Origin of the sequence: Ihubacter sp. rT4E-8, from assembly GCF_049852125.1 — a bacterium.
In the GTDB taxonomy this organism is placed as follows: domain Bacteria; phylum Bacillota; class Clostridia; order Peptostreptococcales; family Anaerovoracaceae; genus Senimuribacter.
Map to the genome: position 1 here is coordinate 2,182,392 of NZ_CP187532.1, position 24,231 is coordinate 2,206,622.

Genomic DNA, 24,231 nt, shown 5'->3' on the forward strand with positions numbered 1-24,231 from the left:
ATCTCCTTTAAAAAATCAATCTCTCCTCAATATATCCCTTTACTTCACTGATTGGAATCCTAACCTGTTCCATTGTATCTCTGTCACGGATCGTCACACAGCCGTCAGTTTCCGTATCGAAATCCACACAGATACAGAACGGCGTGCCAATCTCATCTTCTCTCCTATATCTCTTTCCAATCGAGCCCGCCGCGTCATAGTCCACTGGGAAGGACTTTGCCAAATCCTCAAAGATCGGTTCGGCAACAGGTCCTAATTTCTTCGCTAACGGCAATACGGCAGCCTTGAACGGTGCAAGAGCAGGATGGAAACGCAATACGATACGTACGTCTTCCTTTCCTTTCGCGTCGGTCAGGACCTCCTCGTCGTAGGCGTCGATCAGAAATGCCAGCGCTACTCTGTCTGCTCCAAGAGACGGTTCTATGCAGTATGGAATATATTTTTCATTAGTTTCAGGATCATGATAAACCATTTCCTGTCCTGAAAATTCACTGTGCTGTCTCAGATCGAAATCAGTTCTGTCGGCAATGCCCCACAGTTCGCCCCAACCGAATGGGAACAAATACTCCAAGTCTGTAGTAGCGTTACTGTAATGGGACAGTTCCTCTTTCTCATGATCTCTGGTTCTGATATGATCCATCGTCATATTTAAAGATTTGAGGAAATCGATACAATACTGTTTCCAATAGTCGAACCATTCCAGGTCTGTGCCCGGCTTGCAGAAGAATTCCAGCTCCATCTGCTCAAATTCTCTGGTTCTAAAAGTAAAGTTTCCCGGTGTAATTTCATTTCTGAACGACTTACCGATCTGCGCAATGCCAAATGGAATCTTTTTGCGGGAGGTTCTCTGTACATTTTTGAAATTCACAAAGATACCCTGGGCTGTTTCTGGTCTCAGGAATATCTCTGATTTAGAATCCTCTGTTACTCCCTGGAAAGTCTTAAACATCAGATTGAACTGACGAATACTGGTAAAATTGCTTTTACCACACTCAGGGCATTTGATCCCTTTCTCAGCAATATAACCTTCCAGCTTTTCGTTAGCCCATCCATCGACAGGAACTACTTCCAGTCCATTCTCCTGCATATATTCCTCAATCAGCTTATCAGCTCTGAAACGAGCCTTACACTCTTTGCAGTCGATCAAAGGATCCGCAAATCCGCCTACATGGCCAGAAGCTTCCCACGTTCTGGGATTCATCAGAATCGCCGCGTCTAAGCCTACGTTAAACTTAGACTCCTGCACGAATTTTCTCCACCAGGCTTTTTTCACGTTGTTCTTGAACTCTACGCCCAGAGGACCATAGTCCCATGTATTTGCCAGGCCTCCGTATATTTCAGAACCTGGATATACAAATCCTCTGTTCTTTGCAAGGGCAACGATTTTTTCCATTGTAACTTCTCTGCTCATATCAATAAGTTCTTCCTTCCATTTCTGTTATTCAATTATTCTTCTATCTTTTCTTCATCTACCGCGCAAGCATCACAGGTTTGTTCGCCATGCAGCGCGTCATACTGACAGTCATCGCATTTTTCTTCACAAGGTTCTTCGCATTCTTCGCAATCCTTATCGCACAGATTAACGAATTCAACCTCGATGTCGTCTTCCTCGTCGTCTTTATCTCTGCGGATCTTCTCTCTGGCGTCCTTTGCCGCGTCCTTTGCCTTCGCAAAAGCCTCGCCGCTTTTTTCTTTGATATCTTCGTAAACGCCAGGCGCTTTTTCCTTAATATCTTCGTAAAGATCCGTTCCCTTTTCCTTAGCTTCCTCATAAAAATCTCCGGCCTTCTCCGTAATGTCGATAATAGAACCGTCGTCTTTGACAAACTCAATCTTACACTTGAAGCCGAACGCCGCTACGATACCGGCAATCATGCCCCATGGAGCTACCACACTTCCCAGCACGCCTACCGTCAAAGGAATGTTCACGATTGTATCACCGTCTCTGGTTACCAGAATCTTAGAGATATTTCCCTTTTTAACAGTATCCTTCATCTTCTGAATCAGCGCTTCGCCCTGCGCGCCCAGCTTCTTCGATGACTTCTGATCAATCGTTTCCTCAATAGCGATAATCGCGTCTACTACGTTGCCCTCTGCAGCCTCCAGGGCTTCCTTTGCCTCTTTGTACGTAACGCCTGTTCTGTCCTTGACCAATTCGATCTTTTCTAACGTAATCTCCATTTTCTAACCTCCTAAAATTTCTCTTCAAAAATGCTTTCGCTCTTTAATCTGCCTACATCCAGATAATAGGACATATATTCTCTCAAAATCTGCTGTAAACCCTTTGCTGCGCCCGGTTCCAGCGCCACCCTCTCAAAAGCGACAAGGGGCGTTTTGGAAAAATATTTTAATATATCTACTATATCAAATTTTGGCTCATAAATCAATCTGTCATTGGCTTTCTTCCTGCAATTTTCACATAGCATGCCTCCGTCCCCAACGCTGAAGGCTGTTAAATGCTCCTCAGAGCCGCAGCGGGCACACTGATTCAATTCAGGGAAGCAGCCGAGAAGGCTCAAAGCCTTGACCTCATAGGCCAGCGCCAACGTATCGTGAAACCGCTCTCGTCTTTCCATGGCCGAGAGAAATTCAATCAAAAGGTTAAAAAGTCGAGGCTGCGGCACATCCTCTGGAATCATCTTCTCCGTCAGTTCTAAGATCAGAGACGCCTGCATATACTTGTCTAAGTCATCGCCAATGAGAAAAAAGCTCTGCCGTACTTCCGCGTTATTCAAGTTGTAGTATTCCCTGCCCTTATATAATTCATAGACGCCGTAAGTAAAAGGGCGCATAGCCAGCGCGGTTTTGTTCCGCCCCTTCTCGCTGAGATTGCTGCCTGCGCTGATCTTTCCGTATTTCTTTGTGAACAGGAGCAGCATTCTGCGGCCTCCGGTGGCCTTAACCTGTCTGAAAATAATCCCTTCTGTACTCGTATACATGGCTATTCTCTATAACCGAAGTTAGACAGCGCGAAATCGCTGTCTCTCCAGTTTTCCTTCACCTTCACCCAAATTTCCAGGAATACCTTTGTACCCAGAAGCGCCTCAATCTCCAAACGGGCGCTCTTGCCAATTCCTTTCAGCTTTTTCCCCTGCTTGCCGATGATAATGCCCTTGTGCGACTTTTTTTCGCAGTAAATCACCGCGCCGATTCTGGTAATCTTCGGTTCTTCACTGTAGCTTTCAATTTCCACCGCCACGCCATGAGGTACTTCCTCGTCAAGATAATGCAGCAATTTCTCACGAATGATTTCACTGACGATAAACCGCTCCGGATGATCCGTAACCATATCCGCAGGAAAAAACATAGGCCCTTCTTCCAAATAGGTTTCGATCCTCCCCAGCAAGTCGGCTACATTGGTCCCCTTCAGCGCTGACGTTCCAAAAATACCGTCAAACACGCCTAACTCCTGATATTCTTCATAAATCTGCCGGTATTCCTCCGGCTGCATCTGATCAATTTTATTGATCACCAGAATCTTCGGCGTATCCAGATTATGAATCTGCTCGGTGATGTATCTGTCGCCTGGTCCTTTCTTGATACTGCCGTCCACCAGAAAGAGAATCACATCAACCTCTTTATAAGTGTTCACAGCCATTTCTGTCATAGCCTGTCCCAACTTATTACGTGCTTTATGAATACCTGGCGTATCGATAAATACCATCTGTACGCCGCTGTCTGCTTCTCCCTCGTCAAAGTGTGTGTAGATGCCCCGTATACTGTTTCTTGTGGTCTGTGGTTTATCACAGGTGATAGCGATCTTTTCGCCCAAAATATTATTCAGCAAAGTGGACTTTCCCACGTTCGGTCTGCCGATAATGCCGATAAAGCCTGATTTCATCATAGTCTAAATCCTTCCGGTAATAATTCTTTCAGTGTATATTGCATCAAATGATCCTCATCCTCTCCCAGAATCACGATTAAATCCGGTGCAAACTCATAAAGAAACTGCCTGCAAATACCGCATGGAAACGCAATGCCGCCGCTGGATGTGACAGCGATAGCCTTAAATTTCCGGTATCCCTCCGACAACGCTTTCACGCAAGCTGTCCGCTCCGCGCAGATTGTCGCGCCATAAGATGAATTCTCGATATTGACCCCTGTGATCACGTCGCCATCCTCTGTCAGCAAAGCGGCGCCGACCTGAAAATGGGAAAAGGGTACGTAAGCGTTAGGAAGAACCTCCCTTGCAGCCCGAAAAAGTTCGCCGTAAGCCTCTTTGTTCGCCTGATACTCTTTGTTCATTCTGTCTCCCTTCTGATACCCAGGAATGCCATAACTTCTTCTTCTCTCGCGCGCATCTCCTGCTTGTCCTCAGGGTTTATGTGATCATAACCCAACAGATGAAGAATGCTGTGCGTAAACAGATAGATGATCTCGCGCTCAAAGGAATGGCCGAATTCCTCCGCCTGTTCCGCCGCCCGTTCTCTGCAGATCACCACATCACCCAAACACAGCTCTCCTTCCTCAGGCAAATCCCGCGGGGATTCAAACTGCGGAAACGACAGTACATCTGTTACTCGATCTGTATCTCGATACTCTCGGTTCAATGTCCGGATTTCTTCTCCGTCCACAAAGGTTACACTGATCTCGACTCTCTCCTGATCCACTCCTTCAAGAAGCAGGCACCGCGCGGCCGCTCTTTTCATCGTGTCGAGAATCTCCTGTGAAACCTGCTGTTCTTCCTCAAAGTATATTTCCATTATTCTTCTAATTCCTCCGGATGCTTCTTATAAAACTGATCATACGCGTTAATAATCTTCTTAACAAGCTCATGTCTGACTACGTCTACGTCCTTTAGGTAGCAGAAGTCAATATCATCTACGCGACGCAGCACTCGTTCCGCTTCAACGAGACCGCTCTTTTTACCTCTCGGCAGGTCGATCTGGGTGATATCGCCTGTAACTACCACCTTCGAACCGAATCCCATTCTGGTCAGAAACATCTTCATTTGTTCTCTTGTCGTATTCTGCGCTTCATCCAGGATGATAAAGGCGTTGTCCAAAGTTCTGCCGCGCATGTAAGCCAGCGGTACTACCTCTATCACTTCCTTTTCCTTCAATCTCAAAGTGTTGTCTCTGCCTAAAACATCATACAACGCGTCATACAACGGTCTGAGATACGGATCTACCTTTTCCTGCAAATCTCCCGGCAGAAATCCCAGCCTTTCTCCTGCCTCCACGGCAGGCCTCGCCAGAATAATTTTCTGCACCTCTTTGTTCTTATATGCATTTACGGCCATAGCTACCGCGATATACGTTTTGCCGGTTCCTGCCGGTCCGATGCCAAATACGATATCCCGCTTCCTGATACTGGCCACATAGTTTTTCTGTCCCACAGTCTTCGGCTTCAACGGCCGCCCTTTACTGGTAAAGCAAATGATGTCCTTGCTCACGTTATTTTCTTTGTATGACTGTCCCTGCACTTTCAGGCTGATAATGTAGCTAACCTTTTGGGTATCCAACCGTTCTCCGTTTCTAATCACATCCATCAATTCCTGCAAAATGCCTTCGGCCATGGAGGTATCTCCGCCTCTGAGAAGTAGGCAATCATCTCTCTGAAATATCTCTGTCGCCGTTGCTTCCTGTACCAGGTTTAAATTTGCATCTAAATTGCCCAGAAGCTCGGCTCTGTCTATGTCGTCATCAATCTGTATTTTTTTCAGCTCCTGATTTTGGTTTTGATTTGTCAATAGCAATCTCCTTTTCTATTCCCACCCTCTGGCGGGTTTCTACTGTTCCATATACCCTTATTATATTTTTTTTCTCAGAAAAATGAAAGTCTTTATTTAAAATTTGCGCCTTTTCCGGCACATTTTCTTTAATCCACTCTCGTAAAAGGGCCTGCGCCTTCCCCTCATCCTTCTGCCCATCCATATAAAATGAAAAATAATACGGAACTCTCGCGACAATCTCTCCCTCGGCGTGAACATAATGTACAGGCTTTTCATCCTTTTCCAGAGGATACGTCGGATGTTCAATAGGCACCTTGCCGGTAATCAACACTTGGCCCTTACGGACAAAATCCCCCGACTGCACCTTTGCCCTGCCGCGATATGTATAAACGTTCTCAATATAGCATTCCTGCTCCGCTATGATATTACAAGGCTTTTCTCTCTCCTGATCGTTCGCCGGCACCTGCTCGCTCTCAGATATCTCTACCTGAACATAATTGCCCTCATAAGCAACCCTGGCCCAGACGATGCTGTCAAATACAGTAAACAGCTTCCGCTCAATTTGATCACAGTCAAAACGTTTCAACGCTCCTTCATACAATCCTTCCTCGGCAATGCACTCTCTAATTTGACTTTCCGTAATACTTTTGCAGCCTATTACCCTGATTTCCCGAACAAAGAGCGATTGCACGCCTACGACGATCAAAAATAACGCCAGCCCCACCGCCGCCATTTTCCCTGCCCAAAGTCTGGACGCTGCCGGACGCATACCGCCTTCGTCGATCACAGTCATTTTATATCTGCTTCCGGCCAATTTTTTCAGCATGCGAAAATCTTCTTCCGCCACGCAAAAAAACACTTCAGTCTCGTCCCTATAACGAATGTCCCGCAAGAAAGCGCCGCGATTTAATGCCTGCGTTAAAATTCTCTCCGGTTTAAAGCCCTGCAGCCTGACCCTAACCCAATACCTTATGAAATTCGATTCCCTGGATGTTTCCTTCAAGTTCCATTCGCCCTTCCCAGATTTCACCTATAACAAAATCACTGCCGTTAACAGTCACAAAAAAGCGTCCTGTATGGACTGTAATCTGGGTATCCGTAATCAAAACGACCCGCAGCACATTTTCCACGATAGCAGCATGTTCCGACGCCGTAACCTTCGGTCCGGTGATATCAAAATCATATGTCAATTCATTTATCAGTTTCATGATGTAAGTATATGAAGGAAATAACGGGATTATGCAGAACGAGATCAGGAAGCAGTCAACGTATCAATCGGTTTTGCTTTTGCCGCAAGAAAAAGCAAAAAAGACACCAATGGGCAAATTGAATGTCTTTTTTGAGTGTATAGTATCTATTAAAAATTTAAGTTGCCTGCTTTTACAGTCCCTTTTCTGTATAGAATTCGTCTATAGCTTCGTAAAAGGCGTCTATACATTCCCAGCTTGCATTAGGTCCAATATCACAGCCTGATGAAATGACAAAGTTAGGATACTGACGACACTTTTCCATTACGGCCTTCGTATCAGCTTTCATAGACTCGGCCGTACCAAAGCAGAACTGGGATGCGGGATCTATATTTCCCATAACCAGCTTATTTGCAGGAAGCAGCGGGCAAATATCCTCCATGTTGATTACATTACCAAAATGGTAACCCTCTGCATTGATTTCAATTAACCGGTCGGTCTTCGATCATTTCCGCCGCCTTTTTAACTGCGTCAATAAAGATCTGTGTACGGCCGTCGCCGATTTCCGGTACGCGCATATTCTCTGCGTCCTCTTTGGTCTTAATCAGCTCTCCCAATGTCGCAGGCACATCGTTTTCCGGTACTCTGATTTCTGCTCCACATGCTTCCGCTTCAATGGTTAAGTCCATCATGCTCATGGCTGCCAGGGACGGCGTTCTCTCTGTTAAAAATTTCATACCGTCAGCCTGGGTCTGCGCATCCGTTACCAGCTGTTTCACAGTAGCGCCTGTAAGCTGCACTGATGGAAATGTCAATACCGGCGCGCCTTTTTTCCTTGGAGAAGCGATTACACTCTCCTTCCACTCCCTCATATTTCTCTTGTTCATTGCTCTCCTCCTTGTATTGATACGATTTATTTCTTTTCGATTTAATCGCTTATAAGACTTTATCTATTATATGAACAATTCTATCTTATGATCAAATCATATTCTTGGAATTTTTATAGGAAGTTTAGTAGTTTTTTTGAACTATAGGCAAGCAAAATGGAGGCAGAATGTTTTCTGCCTCCATAATTGGTATTTTTATTATGCAAGAAATTCCATTACGACTTCCTTGACCATACCGCCGTCAGCAAGGCCTTTGACCTTACCCATGACAGGTCCCATGAGCTTACCCATATTCTGCTTGCCTCCTTCAATTCCAAGTGAGGCTGCAGTTTCCCTGACGATCTCCATGATCTTCTCTCTGGATAGCTGTTCCGGAAGATATCTGTTCAGAACTTCTATTTCCGCGTTATATGCATCGGCCAGATCTGTTCGTCCAGCTTTTTCAAAATCAGCGAGGGCATCCTTACGCATTTTTACCTGCTTGGATAAAATGGCAATAACGCCTGCGTCGTCCAGTTCTTCACGTTTGTCCACCTCATACTGCTTAATAGCGGCACGAGCAAGACTGATTGTATTTTTGGCGATTTCATCTCGAGATTTCATTGCCTCTTTGAAATCGGCCATCAATTGTTCTTTCAAAGTCATTTATATCACCTCGATTCTAAATGACTAATATTTCTTAGCCTTTTTTCTGGCGGCTTCAGACTTTTTCTTTCTCTTTACGCTCGGTTTCTCGTAATGCTCTCTCTTTCTGAGTTCGCTCATAACGCCGTCTCTTGCGCATGATCTCTTGAATCTCTTCAGAGCGCTTTCCAAACTTTCGTTTTCTCTAACGATTACTTGTGCCATATTCCAATTCACCTCCTGACTACTTTGAATCTATTGCTGTGAACAGTCTTTTGCCTATAACGCAAATATTATACTATTTTTGTCCACATTAGGCAAGGCCATTTTTAAAAAATATAGCGCAATCTACATTATATTTTTGCCATTTTTCCATTTCAGAAATGCCATTTCTTTAATCACACTACGGCAAATGCCTCAACCTTCGGTTAAAAACCTATTTTTGAACTTGCAAAATTTCATCTTCTCGGTTATACTGAAATATAAAGCGACTATCTAAATAAGGAAGCGAGGTGAAAAGATGCGCAATTTTTCTTGCTAAGTTAACACTGCATGATGGAATTACACCTGGAGCGGAGCATCCGCTTATTTCGTCGTGCAAACTGCAGGAAAAACGCACATCTTTTTAGATTTCTGAAGACTGCCGCTTTGACACGTTGGCAATGCGTTCTAACCGCATTCCGTCATATTTTTTGCGTCTTCTTCAGCCGCGGATTTTCTGCAGCTGATTTTTTTACGATGGAGGTGCAATCAATATGTCACAAATTTATGTAAACAATCTGACCTTTTCTTACGATGGAAGCTGCGAAAATGTCTTCGATCACGTCAGCTTCCAATTGGACACTGACTGGAAACTGGGTTTTACAGGTCGTAACGGCCGAGGGAAAACAACCTTTCTCCGCCTTCTCGCCGGACAGCTTTCCTACAGCGGAACAATCACTTCTGCCGTAGACTTTGACTACTTCCCTTTTGACGTACCCGATCCAGCGGCTATGACCATGGATATCTGTGAAGGAATACACCCCGAAGTTCAATATTGGCAGCTGGTTCGAGAACTCAATCTGATGGATGCTGCAGAAGACATCCTGTGGCAGCCCTTTACCACCCTGTCCGGAGGCGAGCGCACAAAAGCGCTTCTGTCCGTACTCTTTCTCAAAGAAAACCACTTTCTCCTGATTGACGAACCTACGAATCATCTTGATTTAGATGCGCGAAAAGCTGTCAGCGCCTACTTAAAGCGCAAAAAAGGGTTTATTCTCGTGTCGCACGATAGAGAGTTTCTCGACGGTTGTATAGATCATATCCTGTCTATCAATAAAACCAATATAGAAATTCAACAGGGAACCTTTTCCACGTGGTATTACAACAAAACACTGCGCGATCAATTTGAAGCAGCCGAAAACGAAAAGCTGCAAAAAAGCATCAAAGCGCTGGAGGCTGCAGAGCGACGATCAGCGACCTGGTCCGATAAGGTAGAGAAAACGAAAAACGGCGTGCGTAATTCAGGAATTAAACCGGATAAAGGTCACATCGGCGCACAGGCGGCAAAGATGATGAAAAGATCCAAGGCTGTACAAAAGCGCAGACTGCACGCTATGGATGAAAAGGAAAAGCTTCTCAAAAATACAGAACAAGCAGACGCCTTAAAACTATATCCCCTCACCTATCGCGCAGATACATTGCTCACTGTACAGGATCTGTCTATCACCTACGGGCAGCGCGAAATTCTAGACGGACTTACCTTTTCTGTGAGAGCTGGACAACGAATTGCTTTAAAAGGCCCAAACGGCTGCGGCAAATCCAGTATCCTAAAGCTCATCTGCGGCGAAAATATCTCTCACCAAGGAACGCTCCATACAGGCAATGGTTTAAAAATTTCCTATGTGCCGCAGGACGCCTCCTATCTATCCGGCAGCCTCCAGGATCTGGCGCGGCAACGCGGAATCGATCTAACACAGTTTCTAACGATTCTCCGGAAACTAGATTTTTCTCGCGCTCAATTTGAAAAAACAATGGAAACCTATAGCGGCGGTCAAAAGAAAAAGGTTCTGTTAGCTGCCAGCCTTTGTGAAGAAGCCCATCTGTATGTCTGGGATGAACCCCTCAATTATGTAGATATCCTATCTAGAATTCAAATCGAAAACCTTCTGGCGAACTATCATCCGACCATGATCTTCGTTGAACACGACGGCGCTTTCTGTGCTGCTGTAGCCACAGAAGTCCTGCAGCTGTAATCTATTCATAAGGAAAAAATGCTCTGCAAAATACGGCAGGGCATTCTTTTTTATTTTTTGTTTTTTCTTTCCATTATCACCAGAATTATGTTATGATAATACGTAAGTCAAAAAAGTCTGAAACGGTCACCGTCTGTCTCTCATCGCGAGATCACAGATTGACATCATATATCTTATCTCATACAAAACTACAAAGGAGGACTTATTATTTATGACAAACGATGCGAATCAAAACGGCATCAACGACGCGCGGGTTCTGGGAATTCCCAAGATGCTCATCCTGGGTCTGCAGCACACCTTCGCTATGTTCGGAGCAACGGTACTTGTTCCTATTCTAACTGGTCTCAGTGTTTCAACCACCCTCTTAATGGCAGGCCTGGGTACTCTTTTATTCCATTTTCTCACAAAGGGCTCTGTCCCTGCTTTTCTCGGCTCATCGTTCGCTTTCTTGGGAGGTTACGCAGCCGTAGCGCCAATGATCGATGGACAGGCTAATGAAGAAATGCTGCCCTACGCTTGCGGCGGCGTCTTTGCCGCAGGCCTGATATACGTAGTTATGTCGGCTTTGATAAAAGCCTTTGGCGCTAAGCGTGTAATGCGCTTCTTTCCGCCGGTAGTCACCGGTCCTATTATCATTTCCATCGGTTTGATATTGGCGCCCACCGCAATTACAAACTGTCAGACAAACTGGCCGTTAGCATTAATCGCGCTTCTTTCCATCATTATTTTCAATATATGGGGCAGAGGCATGGTAAAGATCATCCCAATCATTCTGGGCGTTGTAATCGCCTACATAGCCGCTGTTATTATGGGGGAAGTCGATTTAACCGCAATCGGTCAGCAGTCTATCATCGGATTACCTGATATCACAATTATGAAGTTTGACGTTTCCTCTATTATCACGATCATGCCGATCGCTTTGGCCACCATGATGGAACACATCGGCGATATTTCAGCAATTGGAGCGACTACCGGAAAAAATTATATTTCCAATCCGGGACTGCACAGAACCCTGCTGGGAGACGGACTTGCCACCTGTCTTTCCGCGGCCTTTGGCGGTCCTGCCAACACAACTTATGGCGAGAATACCGGGGTTTTGGCATTAACCAAAATCTACGATCCCAAAGTCGTACGGATTGCCGCTTGTTTTGCTATACTGCTTTCCTTTATTCCTAAGGTCAGCTACGCCATTTCATCGATCCCCGCTGCAGTTATCGGCGGCGTATCTCTAATCCTATACGGTATGATCTCAGCCATAGGTATTCGCAATGTGGTCGAAAATCAGGTAGACTTTACAAAGACAAGGAACACGATCATAGCAGCGCTGATTCTGGTCTGCGCGCTGGGCTTCAATTCCGTAGGCGGCGTCTCCTTTACTGTAGCAAACGCCACCATCACCCTATCGGGATTGGCAATCGCAGCTATCGTCGGCATCCTTGCCAACGCGATTCTGCCGGGCAACGATTATGAATTTAAAGAAGAAGATGGAACTGTAGAAAAATTCCAGACATTTAAACTATAGGTAGAGTAAAAGGCAAGCAGAACCATTCTACTTGCCTTTTTATATTTCACGCTTTTCTAATTTCACATTTTTTATTCATTTTGCTTAACGATACTGTTAACACTAATATCCCAAAACCAACGGAACAACAATAGGCACCGCAGCGCTCTGTACTACGCCGCTGATAAACGAATACATGGCAATATCGCCGCGGGTAGATCTTTCGATAAGCGGCAAACACACATCCATGGAAGAACAGGCAGGAACAGCCATGGCTTCCAAATATCCTATCTTTTTTGCCACCAGTGGAATAATCAGTACAGAAATAAACTCTCTCATCACATTATGCATGAAAGATACTGCGCTTGCCGTCACCAGCCCGGCCTCCATGATAATACCTGGCGCAAAGGTATACCATCCGAAACCTCCTCCGATCGCTAGAGCTTCCCGCAAAGATATCCCGGAGAGAAACGGCACGCATACTGCCGCGCCGACCAAAGTACCCAGCATAACTGCAGCGGGAAAAATTAACACACGCAGGCCAACCTGTCTGAAATGCTGCAGCGCGGTGCCGTCTACACCCATATCAAAGCCAACAAAATAAAGCAGCACACAAAGCCCAACGTTGATCATTGTCCCTACCAGACCTCCGAACGCTTCCATATCCGAAAAAATTTCCGGCACAATGAAATGGCCAAAAGCTAGACCTCCGGCTACGCATAATAAAATAATAACCGTCATGGAATTCAGCTTTTTTTCATTCGATTCTTCTGAGCCAGCATCCTGGCTGTCCTCCGGGGCAGACGCCTGTTTGTCCCGCAAATTGCCAAAACGGTCAATCCTCATGATCTTTCGCGCGCCTGTCATAGCCGCCACAGAAAAGATAATAATCGATATCGTCATGATCAACGCATATAATCCGATGGAATTCAGGTTATCTATAACCTCCTGATTCGACCCCATTCTCATACCCATAGCAAAAATCAAAATAATAATAGCCACTGTCTGCAATCTGCCAGTCCACTGAATCAGTCTCTGGTGTTCTCGCAATCTGCTCCCGCAAAAAAATCCTACTACCGCCATTGCCAGATAAAGGGCCAAATCACTCATATCTGAATCTCCTTTTTAATCATACTATAATATAGTATACTTCAAAAATAATAGACCGGCAACACCTACCGGTCCATTATTCAGATTTTTTCACTAGATTCTGGTTCAGTCCACTAGCGACATCAGCCCGGTGGCCAAGCCATCTTGCGTTTTCCAAGAATGTGAAAATGCAGATGCTTCACAGTCTGGAAAGCATCCTCACCGTTATTGCTCACAACACGATAGCCATTTTCAAGACCCAAATCAGCAGCAATCTCATGAATTTTAAACATAATATATCCCATCAGCTCTCGATCTTCTTCCTTCACATCGTCCAGAGAAGCAATATGCTTCTTTGGAATCACCAGCACATGGACAGGCGCTTGCGGATCCAAATCATGAAACGCGATCATCTTATCATCCTCGTAAGCTACTGTCGATGGAATCTCATGCTTTCCAATCTTGCAAAAAATACAATCAGCCATTTACAATCTCTCCTTTCATACCATCTTTATATTGTTCTAAAAGTCTTACCTGGTAAAACTGGTTTAGCATTTGCGGCTGGCCTTTTACATAAGCCTTTATATAATTGTCCGTGTAACCGGTTAAAAATCCGTCCTCCGTTGTCTCCTCGAACAAAACGCGTCTGACCGCCTTTTTACACGCATCGTAGAAACGTCCCGCGTCCTCATCAGCTTTCGCCATCAAAATCCGGCTTCTCCGCGTTTTGATATCGCCGGATATCTGGTCTGTCATATCAGCCGCCGGCGTGCCTTTCCTTCGTGAATACTTGAACGCATGTACCTTGCAAAAGCCCGCTTCATCGATGATAGAAAGGCTGTCTTCAAAATCAGCCTCCGTTTCTCCCGGAAAACCACAGATAATGTCTGTAGAAATACCATATAAAGGATCGAAATCCTTCAGCGCCTTCACTATGTCCAGGTACTCCTTTCTAGTATACCGCCGGTTCATTCGGTGCAGAACCGCGTCAGACCCGCTCTGAATGGACAGATGCAAATGCGGGCAAAGCTTTTCATAAATCAGAAGCCCCTTCACATAATCCGCGTTGATTACAGTCGGCTCCAGGGAACTGAGACGAATGCGAAAGTCCCCGTACAGCCCGTTCAATTCAGCGATTAGCGGCGCAATACCGTCATATCCCAAATCCGTTCCATACAGCGCAGTATTGATGCCGGTTAAAATCAGTTCCTTAAATCCTTTTTCCAGCAATCCCTTTGCTTCTTCCTTAATTTCTGCAAGCGGACGGCTTCTGACCTTTCCTCTCGCATACGGAATAATACAATAAGAGCAAAACCGGTTGCAGCCTTCCTGAATCTTAATGTAAGCTCGAGTTCGGCTCTCCATGGACGTAATGACGCCACTGGACTGATAATGATCCAGTTCCTCATACGCGCGTACATGACATTGGCTCTCGCCCAGATTTTGGTACTCCTCAATATATGCAAGCAAATTCTGCTTTTCCCCTGTACCGGCTACAACATCCACCCCTTCTATCTCACTGACCTCCTGTGGGCTCACCTGCGCATAGCACCCGGTAACCGCTACCACTGCCTGCGGATTTAGCCGTTTCATACGACGAATATACTGGCGTGACTTTCTGTCAGCCAGATTAGTCACAGTACATGTATTGATCACATAGACGTCCGCAAAACCGTCTTCCTCTACAATTTGATGTCCTGCAGCAGCAAACTGCTCCTTCATGGCTTCTGTCTCGTATTGATTGACTTTGCAGCCTAACGTGTGAAATGCAATTTTCATGAACGTCCCCTTTCAAACTCGTATACTTAAATAGTACAACCTTTTTCCCATTTCTTCAAGAATAATCTTCTGCCTATACCGATATATTGTCATGAAAGGATAATGATATGGCAAAGAAGTTTCTCTCATTTTTTCTCATATGTATGCTTGTCTGCACCATGGTCAGCGAAGGTAGTCTGTCAGGACTGGCCGTGTCTACTGTCGATGACGGGAAGGATCTGATCAAATGGGTAGACTTTGACATCTCCTACGAGGCTCTGGCGGACGCCATGGAGCTAGACATTGAAACCTGGGATCAGGACCTTCATATCAGTTGGATCGATGCGCTATCCTACCTTGCAGCCCGTTACGGCGGCAGTTTTTCTGGATATCACAAAGAGGATCTGATCTCCTTTGCTGAAACGCTGGAAAAGGGAAAATCCATAGAGGATATAACTAAAGACATCAAATATTTTGATTATTACAAACAAGCCTATACTGCCGTCATAGGCGGTTTTCTCGGACTTCGCCCCGACGGTACTTACGGGCTGGTCGCCTGTTCTCCTATCGCTGAAGGCTACTGGTACACAGACAGTGATGATTTCGGTAACGGTCGAAGCTACGGATTTGCCCGAAAACACCTGGGCCATGATATGTTCTGTTCAACAGGAACACCTGTCATCGCCGTAGAAGGCGGTAAAGTAGAAGCGCTTGGTTGGAATCAATACGGCGGCTGGCGCATCGGCATCCGCAGTCACGACGGATCTCGTTATTATTACTATGCCCATCTTCGCAAGGACGCGCCCTTTGCCAAAGGATTGAAGATCGGCAGCAAAGTCGAAGCTGGCCAGCTGATCGGATATTCCGGGCAAACCGGATACAGTATCAAAGAAAATGTCAATAACATCAACGTCCCCCACCTCCACTTCGGTATGCAGTTGATCTTCGACGAATCCCAGAAAGAATGCAATTCAGAAATCTGGATCGATACTTATGCCCTGATTCGCCTGTTGTCAAAGCACCGTTCCTCTGGAGCGGCGGATGCGCAGAAAAAGTCCCAGCAAAGCTCCGCGGCTGTGTCAGCTTCTTCAGCAGAACAGAACGAAAAACAAGTACAGGTTCCCATTCTCATGTACCACGGTTTAACGCAAAAGAGCAATCAGGTAAACGATTATTTTATCCCTGTGGAAACCTTTAAAAACGATGTGGCATGGCTGAAGGAAAATGGTTACACAGCGGTAACCATGCAAGATCTGATCGACTACGTTTACGATAAGTCAGGCGACGTCTCACTGCCCCAAAAACCGGTAGTCATTACCTTTGACGACGGTTATTACAATAATCATAAATACGGTACGCCCATTCTGAAGGAATACGGCATGAAAGCTGTTATTTCTGTGATTGGCAGCGCCTGCGAGGAAGCTGCACAGGCCGAGTACCGGGCAGAAGACTACTGCAACGCGACCTGGAATCAGCTAAAAGAAATGGCGTCTTCCGGTCTCTGGGAAATCCAAAATCATTCCTATGATCTCCATAAACAAAAAAACGGCCGCAAAGGCGCGCGAATCAAAGCAGGAGAAACCCAGGAAAAATATGAAGAAATGCTGCAGGCCGATCTAACACAGCTGCAAAAAAAGTTAAAAGAAACTACAGGTGTTTCGCCAATCACCTTCACCTGGCCCTTCGGCGCATACACCGACAGTGTTCGGCCCCTGCTGAAAAAAATGAACTTTCGTGCTACCCTCAGTTGTCGAAGCGGTATCAATACGCTAACAAAAGGTGATACAGAGGGGCTGTATCTACTGAAAAGGAATATACGAAAGCCCGGTGTTTCTATGGAAAGCATTCTAAAACAATAGTCCGCAAAAAATTACAGGAAGCCTTTCAGAAAGGCTTCCTAGTAAGGGGGATTAGCAAGTTTATCTTGCTTTGCAGTGTGTTGTGTGTGTGTTAAACAATTCAAATGAACTGTTCTAGGTTAGTATAATATACAGAGGTTATTTTTGAGTTATCTATCTATCGTCAAAATTTTCGTTTTTTCCCCAAAATATGCCGATTCAATTTCTCTGGCTTGATATCCTACAGTAAAACCAGGATTCTCACGATTTTGCTCAAAATAGGCTTTGATTCTGTTAGCAATATTTATCGTATTTTCCTCTTTTATATCTTCCAACAGTACCGCAAACTGATTTGCTCCGCTTCTGCAGAAAATATCACTTTGCCGAAGTCCGAAAGCCAAAGCCTGGCCCATAATTCTTATATGATTTTGCCGAACATCCTTTGACACGGAGATTCCCTTCTGAGTATCGAGAGAATAGATACATAGATACGATTTATTCTTAATGCGATCCACCCTTCTCGCCATCAACCGATAGATGGAACGAAACTCACCGTATTCCACAAAATAAGTAGCGGCATAGACCTTTTTTTCTTCAAGGTCGTCATGCACTTCTTCTATGGTCATATGTCCCTTTGGTTTTTGCTTAAGAATCTCCTTATAAGCGGATTCCAACCGGGCGTCAGGCATCGTTCCAAACTCATCGCTCAGAACAGCCCGCACCTTTTTGTACATATCCGACGCCGCGCTGTATTTTTTCATCAACGTATATGAACGAATAATATAGTAATAAAATTCTTCCGAATACGGCTGAATCAAAAGCGCATTCTTACAGATATCAATAATTTTCTGATATTCTCCTTTATCCAGCAACAATGCGGCCAATGTACGAATCGCTTTCTCAAAAAGCTCATAGTAATGCGTCTGGACAGGGAGAGCCCAGCTTTCCCTTTTCGCGTCCATATAGATATGTCCTTTATAACAATCAATCGCGTCTAAAAGGAAGCCTATCCGCTTTTCCGTGTCCTGGCTCGCCCTAACCTCCTCCAAATACCGATCAAATTGCTCAATATCCAGCCGATAGGGAATTTCTCTGTTAAAGCGATATCCTCCGTCAGCGCTGCGTATTACTTCTTTCCCAGGAACTCCTCCCAGACTGTCCAACTCCTTGCGCAGCTTAAACATCAGCACTTTCAAAGAATTCGCCGGGTTAGAAACCTCCATCTCCGGCCACATTCTGTCAATCAGCTCATCCTGAGAAATGACTCGGTTGTTGTTAAGGACAATATATTCAAACAACGTCCACAGCTTCCCGGATTTCGCGCCGCTTGTCCCTATCCCTACAACATTTTCCCCATATCTGACAGTAATACCGCCCAAAAGCTGTATTTCTAAATATTTCGCCTCACACATTTTACAGCTCACCCTCTCTAAACAGCACGCCGTTTTTAGCTTTCCCTCATCAGGAACTCTACAGCTTTACGAGCAGCTTCATCATCGCCCATCCATGGCCGCCTGCCTTCTTCATAATACATATACGGCTCGTCGCCCTTCCCGAGAATCAGCAGGCAATCTCCTTCCTTTGCCGTTTTTACAGCCGCTTCAATCGCTTTGTAACGGTCTTCAATGAACACCGACTTGTCCGCTCCGGAACCTTCTATAATAGCCGCCGCAATATCGCAAGGACGTTCATTTCTCGGATCCTCCTCCGTAACAAATACCTTTCGGCAATACTTTCCGGCAATCTCACCCAAGACCTTCCGCTTCACTCGATCTCTCTTACCCGCGCAACCAAACACAGTATAAATATCACCGCTGGCAATTTCTCTCGCATACTGAAAAACCTTTTCAAATCCATCCGGCGTATGGGCATAATCCACGATCAAATGGAAATTCTGTCCGGCTTCAATCATCTCCATACGTCCGTCTATCTGAGAAATGTGAGCCATATACGGCAACATGTCCTCTATTTCCATACCGGATTGATGCATCGCCGCTATGGCGCCCAGAAGATTATAGATATTATAGAGAGCAACCAGATTAGTTTTCACAGAATATTTTCTGCCGCCGCAGACCAGAGTAAAGTCCGTTCCGTCAGCTCTCAGACTCACATCCTCTGCTCGGTAATCCGCCTCAGCCTGCACGCCGTACGTCACATACGGACAGCTGCAGCTTCGAGCCAACTCCGCAAAGCTGCCCTCATCCGCATTCAAAACCGCTTTTCCTGACGGTTTCATATGGGAAAACAGTAACCTCTTGGCATCAAAATACGCTTCCATCGTCTTATGATAATCCAAATGATCATAGGTCAGATTGGTAAAGACCGCTATGTCAAAATCCACCGTATCCGTCCGGCCCATGGCTAATCCATGGGAGCTGACTTCCATAGCTACAGCCTCCATTCCGTAGTCAACCATTTCCCGCAGGCTTTCATGAATCTCCAACGCGTCCGGCGTGGTCAGATTTGGCACACGGCTTACGTCGCCATACTCCACAGCAATTGTCCCCATATATCCGCAGGGTTTTTTCTTTCCGTATATATCCCGTATAATACTAGTGGTCGTAGTTTTTCCATTCGTTCCCGTAACGCCAAAAACAGTCATCTTCTTGCTGGGTTGGTCAAAGAACAGGTCGCAAATTCGATTCAATTCAGCATTAACGTCCTCGACTTTGATATAAGCAACGCCGGCTGCTTCGTCCAGATCGTCAGAGTGAACAACCGCACACGCGCCGGCCTGACACGCTTTGTCCGCAAATCGGTGGCCGTCCGCTTCCAAACCTTTCAGGCAGAAAAACAGATCTCCGGATTTCGCTTTACGCGAGTCGATACATAATCCGCTAATCTCCCTTTCGAATTCATTTGGCAGTTCTTCAAATAATTTTGATAACAGCATATTTCCCCTCCTTACTCTTTTGCCAGCACTGGACCGTCATACTGGAAGGAAGGCATCAGTTCTAACTTAAATTTATTCTGTTTCCGCTTTAAATCGATTTTTTCACGAATTTCCTTATCCTCGCAGACGCCGGTTCGAATATACTGATCCAACGCCGCATAGGTGAATCCCAGATTTTCTTCATCAGTCAGTCCGGAAAGCCCGTCTATCGGTGTCTTCTCTACCAGTTTTTCCGGCAGCCCCAATTCACGCCCAATGGCCTTAACCTCCTGAACGGTCAACTTTGACAGAGGGCTGAAATCTCCCGCGCCATCGCCGTATCGTGTAGCATAGCCAACCCAGTCCTCTGACAAATTGCAAGTGTTAGCCACACGGCCGTTCATGGATTGTGCCACTGCATAGGTTGCTGCCATCCGCAGCCTTGCAGGCAGATTCACCTTTGTCTGCTTACTGATTTCCACAGGCATCTGTGCCGTCACCCCATGCATCATACCGTCAAAGCTGTCTTTTATATTGATGATACAATGCTCTATATCAAGATGCGAAACCAACAGCTTAGATGCGTCAATATCCGCTTGTTCCCCGCAGGGCAGCAGCACGCCGAAAACTCGTTCCTTTCCCAAAGCCTCCACACACAAAGCGGCCACTACGGAGCTGTCCTTCCCCCCGCTGATTGCCACAATCGCCTTGCAATCTCTCCCATTTTCCTCAAAAAAATTCCGAATCCATTCTATGATCTGGTTCTTAACTTCTTTTGCGTTAAATTCATACATATTCGTCACCTCGTATTCTGACTACCGCATCTTCTACTCCACGATAATCTGACACGCTTTCATCGCGTTCAGCGCCGTCTCGTGGCTCTCTGGCGTTACACCGGCACAAAGGCGACTATCCACCTTTACCACCGTTTCCGGAAAAGCTGCTTTGAGAATCAAAGCGTTAGAAATAACGCAGATATCCGTACAAACGCCTATCACTTCTATTTCTTCCGGTACGCCTCCGCACTTTCTCTCAATCCACTCCGGCAGCTGCATAGACCCAAAGGCCGGCTTATCCAATATGTCTTCCTCTGAAGCTAACGGCTGAAGACAATCGATCAGCTCATGTCCCGGCTTGCCCTTCACACAGTGCACTACAGGCAGCATCCTGCCCTCCTGCGTATCAAGATAATCATCACTATGGGTATCTCTGGTAAAGAGCACCTTCTTGCCGTCCTCCTTACATTCCCGTATTCTGCCGGCAATACCCTCAGTAATCGCCTGCGCTTCCATATTTGCCAACGTACCTGTAACAAAATCTGTCTGCATATCTATAACAAGTAAAACCTTTTCACTATTCATTTCAATCTCCTTATAATTTTGTATATATAATGGTAATAGTATACATCAAAACACCAGCGAGGTCAACGAATTAGCATCGCTGATCCCATTGTAAATCCATATAAATTAAGGAATTATATCAAAGAAAGATTAGAAAAATTTTGAAATTATGTTTGGCAAGAATGTGCGGCTAGGAGTATAATTTGATTGTAAAACTTCAAAGGCAAAACCGTCGCGAGGCGGTGACGCAAAGCTATAGGGTCTTGATGGATCGACAAGACAGCCAGTTGCATTTTTACGGTAGACGTTTAATTTCTAATGGTATACGAATATAGCTCTGCGATCATCGCAGAGCTGTTTTTGTCTGTATGTCAGATGCGATTAGCGTCAAATCAAGAAATCCAGGAAAAGGAGGATATCTTGCCAAAGCCGGCGAAAGCCGGTGACGGAAAGCTAGAGGGCCTTACCATCCCCATGGTTGGCAGCCAGCTGTCCGGGCAGGGACATATGCCCGGTAAAAAGCGGAGAAATCCGTAAGATGGGGAAATTTATGAAAAAATTCAAAAAAGCAGCGAGTATTTTTCTTGCCCTGCTCTTAGCGCTGGGAACGGGCAACATGTCTGCTATGGCGGCAGACGAAGGTCTGTCAAATGTTGAAAACGGTGTTTATACTGATACTATAGACATTGTTGAAAACGAGTCGCCCGGCCCAAGTACCGACAATGAAGTAAAAACTCAACCGGACGATACAGGTAACGGCGACGCTCCGATTACCGAAGATGACAACAAAATTGAGTTGTCCGGCGCAGTCAAAAGTCTTACGGCCGGCGGACAAGCAGATGGCAATATCGTAACATTCGGAGCGGGTACAAATCTCTCCTACACTGCAGAGGGTAACGACGAGGGTCGTGATTCTGACTGCTGGTGGGCCGGTATTGAAATTACCGCGCCGGAGGGCGCTGCTGAAAACGCACAGTATCAGAAAATCACACAGTGGTGGAACGACGCAGATGGCACGAGCGCTGCGTGGGGCAGCGCGACTGCATGGAGTGATAACAACGACGGAACTTTCTGGGTGCCTGTAAAGCCTGAGTATTTCAAAAGCTACGGAAACACGCTGAACTACCGCTACCAGTTTGACTGGAACGGCGACGGCACATATGAGCAGCAGGTTGTCGTAAAGGTGACAAAGGATGTACAGTTTAGCGAAATAAAGCGTACCCATGTAGCAAGAATTGGCAGCGTCGGCTATACTAATTTACAGAAAGCTATTACTGAGGCAACTGACGGTCAAACCGTTTATGTACTGAAAAACTCTGCTGGCGCAAAGATGGAAGATGCAAAAACAGTAAATTTGTATATTCCTTCCAATATTAAAGTAAGGAATTGTCCAGCTCCGAACAACAAACAATATTCTTATTATTTGGGAATATTGGATGGAACACTGAACCTAAGCGGTGGCGGAACAGTTGAAGGTACCAATTATGGAATAAACGCACAGGGTGGAACCGTAAACATTGATGGCGTTATTGTTAAAAGTAATCCTATTGCAGGAAAAACTGTGCAGACCTCAGCAGACAAAAAACTTCTTTAAACACTATTGCAATTTATGCTAAAAATGCTGTCGTAAATATTAAAGGCGGTCTGGTGGAAGGCGGCAAAATAGGAAGGAGTACAATCAAAAGTGGTACGCTTTCTAGGCTTTCTGCTGGTATATACGCAATCGAAAGTTCGGTTATAACAGTAGAAGGCGGTACGGTGAAAGGTGGCTTAGTAGAAGATGACATCGTCGAAAATGCTAAGATAGGAAAATCTACTGGCTTCTCAAGCGGTATATACGCAACTGGAAATGTTTCTGCTAACATTACAGGCGGAACAGTTGGTGCAGCTGAAAATGTTTTATATGGCTTATACGCTTTATAGGGAGCGAATGTTACTGTAAACGGAACTGCGAAAGTTTTCGATTCAGGCAGTGGCGCTGCTGTTCTGGGAAATGGTACCCAGGCACGCACAAAGCTAACTGTTGACGGAAATTGCGTCATTAAAAGCGCAGGTTATGGTATCTGCGGTAATGGTTCTAGCGACGGAACTGTCATTGAAATCAATGGTGGTACGATTACCGAAGACGTTACTGCAATTTATCATCCGCAGGTGGGCGATATGACTATCAATGGCGGTACAATCACTGGACAGAATGGCGTTCAGTTTACTGGAGCCGGAAATCTTACAGTTACAGGAGGAAACATCACCTCCACTTTGGAATATACCGAATCACCGCAAAAGCCGCCAACGCATACCGACGGTACAGTTGCAGACGGCGCGGCTCTCTCTATGGTGTCCCGCGGCAGCGGCTGGCAAAAGGATGGTGAAACGATGAATGTTACCATCTCCGGCGGCTATTTCACCAGTTTGAACAATTCTGCTGTGGCTGTATACCGAATAAAACAACAAGCTGATAAAACATGGGAAGTTGGAGATGATACCGGACTGCCAAGCTACTTGAAGAATCTAACCATTACGGGCGGTACCTTTACAGGGAACGTACAGCAGAAGGATGTTCTGTATATCGATCATCTTGCAGACGATGCGGTCAGCATTTCCGGAGGATATTTTAATCAAGATATCGATGACACAGAGGAAGTGGATACTGTTTATGTAACTGAAGGATACGCTTCTCACACAGTAAATGAACCCGCAAATTACTTCCATGTTCATCAGCCCAAGGGCTTCATATATTTCCACGATGCAACTCACCACAGGAAGGGCTGCGAAGGTAATCAAAATTGCATTGAGGGTAAGCTTAAAGAAACGCATAACTGGAACGACGGCGTAGTAACTACATGGCCTACCTACACTTCTGAAGGCGTTCGCACCTTTACCTGCGTAACTTGCGGTCATACAAAAACCGCGCAGATCCCTAGAGTAATAGATACGTCCGGCACTGTTATTCCAGATCCTAACGTTCCACTGGGGCTTGGACCGGATAACCCGGATAACCCAGACACACCGGATAATCCGATCATCGACGATCCTGACGTTCCTCTCGCTCCTAATCCGGACGAACAGCTTCCGTCAGATGAAACACTTATTGATGATCCTCAGATGGGATGGGTCGTTGTCATGATTTCCGGGATCGGCTTACTCTGGATGATCCTTACAGAGAAAAAGCGTATGCGCAGCAAAAACTAATTCTAAAATGAGAAGGCTGTTGCATTAACAAAAATGCT

The 24,231-nt window shown here is 45.6% G+C and carries 26 protein-coding genes and 2 riboswitches; of the genes, 6 read left to right on the top strand and 20 right to left on the bottom strand.

What is annotated here, in order from left to right; translation table 11 throughout:
- Positions 1–7: 7 nt before the first annotated feature.
- The 13 genes from ACPW7J_RS10910 to rpsU all read right to left on the bottom strand — a co-directional run bounded on the left by ACPW7J_RS10910 (position 8) and on the right by rpsU (position 8,597).
- A complete protein-coding gene (locus ACPW7J_RS10910; RefSeq protein WP_161875239.1) occupies positions 8–1,411 on the bottom strand; it encodes a glycine--tRNA ligase in 1,404 nt (467 codons plus the stop codon).
- 35 nt (positions 1,412–1,446) lie between these two features.
- The gene (locus ACPW7J_RS10915) at positions 1,447–2,181 is read right to left on the bottom strand and encodes a DUF4342 domain-containing protein (protein WP_161875240.1); all 735 of its coding nucleotides are present in this window, start codon (positions 2,179–2,181) and stop codon (positions 1,447–1,449) included.
- Positions 2,182–2,192: 11 nt separating this feature from the next.
- Entirely contained in the window at positions 2,193–2,939 is a 747-nt protein-coding gene (gene recO / locus ACPW7J_RS10920) for a DNA repair protein RecO (RefSeq protein ID WP_424959580.1), read from the bottom strand.
- A 2-nt stretch (positions 2,940–2,941) separates the two neighbouring features.
- Positions 2,942–3,844 carry a GTPase Era gene (gene era, locus ACPW7J_RS10925; RefSeq protein ID WP_424959579.1) on the bottom strand — a complete coding sequence of 301 codons (903 nt, stop codon included), beginning with the start codon at positions 3,842–3,844 and terminating at the stop codon, positions 2,942–2,944.
- Positions 3,841–4,245: a cytidine deaminase gene (cdd, locus tag ACPW7J_RS10930; protein WP_161875243.1), complete on the bottom strand. Its 405-nt coding sequence runs from the start codon at positions 4,243–4,245 to the stop codon at positions 3,841–3,843. Before cdd ends, era begins: the two co-directional genes overlap by 4 nt.
- On the bottom strand, positions 4,242–4,703 hold the full coding sequence (gene ybeY / locus ACPW7J_RS10935) for an rRNA maturation RNase YbeY (RefSeq protein ID WP_424959578.1): 462 nt from the start codon (positions 4,701–4,703) through the stop codon (positions 4,242–4,244). The genes cdd and ybeY overlap by 4 nt, the downstream gene beginning before the upstream one ends.
- On the bottom strand, positions 4,703–5,692 hold the full coding sequence (locus ACPW7J_RS10940; RefSeq protein ID WP_202623963.1) for a PhoH family protein: 990 nt from the start codon (positions 5,690–5,692) through the stop codon (positions 4,703–4,705). The genes ybeY and ACPW7J_RS10940 overlap by 1 nt, the downstream gene beginning before the upstream one ends.
- Positions 5,646–6,704, bottom strand: coding sequence for a sporulation protein YqfD (locus ACPW7J_RS10945; protein ID WP_424959577.1), 1,059 nt, complete (start codon positions 6,702–6,704; stop codon positions 5,646–5,648). The genes ACPW7J_RS10940 and ACPW7J_RS10945 overlap by 47 nt, the downstream gene beginning before the upstream one ends.
- Positions 6,631–6,882 carry a YabP/YqfC family sporulation protein gene (locus tag ACPW7J_RS10950; RefSeq protein WP_424959576.1) on the bottom strand — a complete coding sequence of 84 codons (252 nt, stop codon included), beginning with the start codon at positions 6,880–6,882 and terminating at the stop codon, positions 6,631–6,633. The genes ACPW7J_RS10945 and ACPW7J_RS10950 overlap by 74 nt, the downstream gene beginning before the upstream one ends.
- Positions 6,883–7,054: 172 nt before the next feature.
- Positions 7,055–7,303 (bottom strand): uroporphyrinogen decarboxylase family protein, encoded by a 249-nt coding sequence (locus ACPW7J_RS10955; protein ID WP_424959575.1) that lies wholly within the window; start codon positions 7,301–7,303, stop codon positions 7,055–7,057.
- Positions 7,304–7,343: 40 nt separating this feature from the next.
- On the bottom strand, positions 7,344–7,748 hold the full coding sequence (locus ACPW7J_RS10960) for a uroporphyrinogen decarboxylase family protein (protein ID WP_424959574.1): 405 nt from the start codon (positions 7,746–7,748) through the stop codon (positions 7,344–7,346).
- Between the two features lie 198 nt (positions 7,749–7,946).
- A complete protein-coding gene (locus ACPW7J_RS10965) occupies positions 7,947–8,393 on the bottom strand; it encodes a GatB/YqeY domain-containing protein (protein ID WP_161875248.1) in 447 nt (148 codons plus the stop codon).
- Between the two features lie 24 nt (positions 8,394–8,417).
- Positions 8,418–8,597, bottom strand: coding sequence for a 30S ribosomal protein S21 (rpsU, locus tag ACPW7J_RS10970; RefSeq protein ID WP_022146591.1), 180 nt, complete (start codon positions 8,595–8,597; stop codon positions 8,418–8,420).
- Between the two features lie 530 nt (positions 8,598–9,127).
- Here rpsU and abc-f point away from each other — a divergent pair.
- Positions 9,128–10,606, top strand: a complete 1,479-nt coding sequence (gene abc-f, locus ACPW7J_RS10975; protein WP_424959573.1) for a ribosomal protection-like ABC-F family protein — start codon at positions 9,128–9,130, stop codon at positions 10,604–10,606.
- A gap of 211 nt (positions 10,607–10,817) precedes the next feature.
- The gene (locus tag ACPW7J_RS10980) at positions 10,818–12,128 is read left to right on the top strand and encodes a uracil-xanthine permease family protein (RefSeq protein WP_161875250.1); all 1,311 of its coding nucleotides are present in this window, start codon (positions 10,818–10,820) and stop codon (positions 12,126–12,128) included.
- A gap of 102 nt (positions 12,129–12,230) precedes the next feature.
- Here the strand turns inward: ACPW7J_RS10980 and ACPW7J_RS10985 are convergent, their stop codons facing one another.
- The 3 genes from ACPW7J_RS10985 to mtaB all read right to left on the bottom strand — a co-directional run bounded on the left by ACPW7J_RS10985 (position 12,231) and on the right by mtaB (position 14,975).
- Positions 12,231–13,217 (bottom strand): lysine exporter LysO family protein, encoded by a 987-nt coding sequence (locus ACPW7J_RS10985; RefSeq protein WP_424959572.1) that lies wholly within the window; start codon positions 13,215–13,217, stop codon positions 12,231–12,233.
- A 122-nt stretch (positions 13,218–13,339) separates the two neighbouring features.
- On the bottom strand, positions 13,340–13,681 hold the full coding sequence (locus ACPW7J_RS10990) for a histidine triad nucleotide-binding protein (RefSeq protein ID WP_161875252.1): 342 nt from the start codon (positions 13,679–13,681) through the stop codon (positions 13,340–13,342).
- Positions 13,674–14,975, bottom strand: a complete 1,302-nt coding sequence (mtaB, locus tag ACPW7J_RS10995; protein WP_424959571.1) for a tRNA (N(6)-L-threonylcarbamoyladenosine(37)-C(2))-methylthiotransferase MtaB — start codon at positions 14,973–14,975, stop codon at positions 13,674–13,676. Before mtaB ends, ACPW7J_RS10990 begins: the two co-directional genes overlap by 8 nt.
- A gap of 107 nt (positions 14,976–15,082) precedes the next feature.
- Here mtaB and ACPW7J_RS11000 point away from each other — a divergent pair, with 107 nt between their 5' ends.
- Positions 15,083–16,813 (top strand): polysaccharide deacetylase family protein, encoded by a 1,731-nt coding sequence (locus ACPW7J_RS11000; protein WP_161875254.1) that lies wholly within the window; start codon positions 15,083–15,085, stop codon positions 16,811–16,813.
- Positions 16,814–16,962: 149 nt separating this feature from the next.
- Here ACPW7J_RS11000 and ACPW7J_RS11005 read toward each other — a convergent pair whose 3' ends face one another.
- The 4 genes from ACPW7J_RS11005 to ACPW7J_RS11020 are packed head-to-tail and all read right to left on the bottom strand — an operon-like array spanning position 16,963 to position 21,025.
- Complete coding sequence (locus ACPW7J_RS11005; protein ID WP_161875255.1) at positions 16,963–18,204, bottom strand: BTAD domain-containing putative transcriptional regulator; 1,242 nt, start codon at positions 18,202–18,204, stop codon at positions 16,963–16,965.
- A 35-nt stretch (positions 18,205–18,239) separates the two neighbouring features.
- The gene (locus tag ACPW7J_RS11010; RefSeq protein ID WP_161875256.1) at positions 18,240–19,685 is read right to left on the bottom strand and encodes a UDP-N-acetylmuramoyl-L-alanyl-D-glutamate--2,6-diaminopimelate ligase; all 1,446 of its coding nucleotides are present in this window, start codon (positions 19,683–19,685) and stop codon (positions 18,240–18,242) included.
- An 11-nt stretch (positions 19,686–19,696) separates the two neighbouring features.
- The gene (gene nadE, locus ACPW7J_RS11015) at positions 19,697–20,458 is read right to left on the bottom strand and encodes an NAD(+) synthase (RefSeq protein ID WP_424959570.1); all 762 of its coding nucleotides are present in this window, start codon (positions 20,456–20,458) and stop codon (positions 19,697–19,699) included.
- 33 nt (positions 20,459–20,491) lie between these two features.
- On the bottom strand, positions 20,492–21,025 hold the full coding sequence (locus tag ACPW7J_RS11020) for a cysteine hydrolase family protein (RefSeq protein ID WP_424959569.1): 534 nt from the start codon (positions 21,023–21,025) through the stop codon (positions 20,492–20,494).
- A 191-nt stretch (positions 21,026–21,216) separates the two neighbouring features.
- A riboswitch (cyclic di-GMP riboswitch) is annotated at positions 21,217–21,299 on the top strand.
- Between the two features lie 117 nt (positions 21,300–21,416).
- A riboswitch (cyclic di-GMP riboswitch) is annotated at positions 21,417–21,501 on the top strand.
- A 53-nt stretch (positions 21,502–21,554) separates the two neighbouring features.
- Here ACPW7J_RS11020 and ACPW7J_RS11025 point away from each other — a divergent pair.
- From ACPW7J_RS11025 to ACPW7J_RS11035, 3 genes are all read left to right on the top strand, one after another.
- The gene (locus ACPW7J_RS11025) at positions 21,555–22,598 is read left to right on the top strand and encodes a hypothetical protein (protein WP_424959568.1); all 1,044 of its coding nucleotides are present in this window, start codon (positions 21,555–21,557) and stop codon (positions 22,596–22,598) included.
- 53 nt (positions 22,599–22,651) lie between these two features.
- Positions 22,652–22,927, top strand: coding sequence for a hypothetical protein (locus tag ACPW7J_RS11030; protein ID WP_424959567.1), 276 nt, complete (start codon positions 22,652–22,654; stop codon positions 22,925–22,927).
- 237 nt (positions 22,928–23,164) lie between these two features.
- Positions 23,165–24,193, top strand: a complete 1,029-nt coding sequence (locus ACPW7J_RS11035; RefSeq protein ID WP_424959566.1) for a hypothetical protein — start codon at positions 23,165–23,167, stop codon at positions 24,191–24,193.
- Positions 24,194–24,231: the final 38 nt, after the last annotated feature.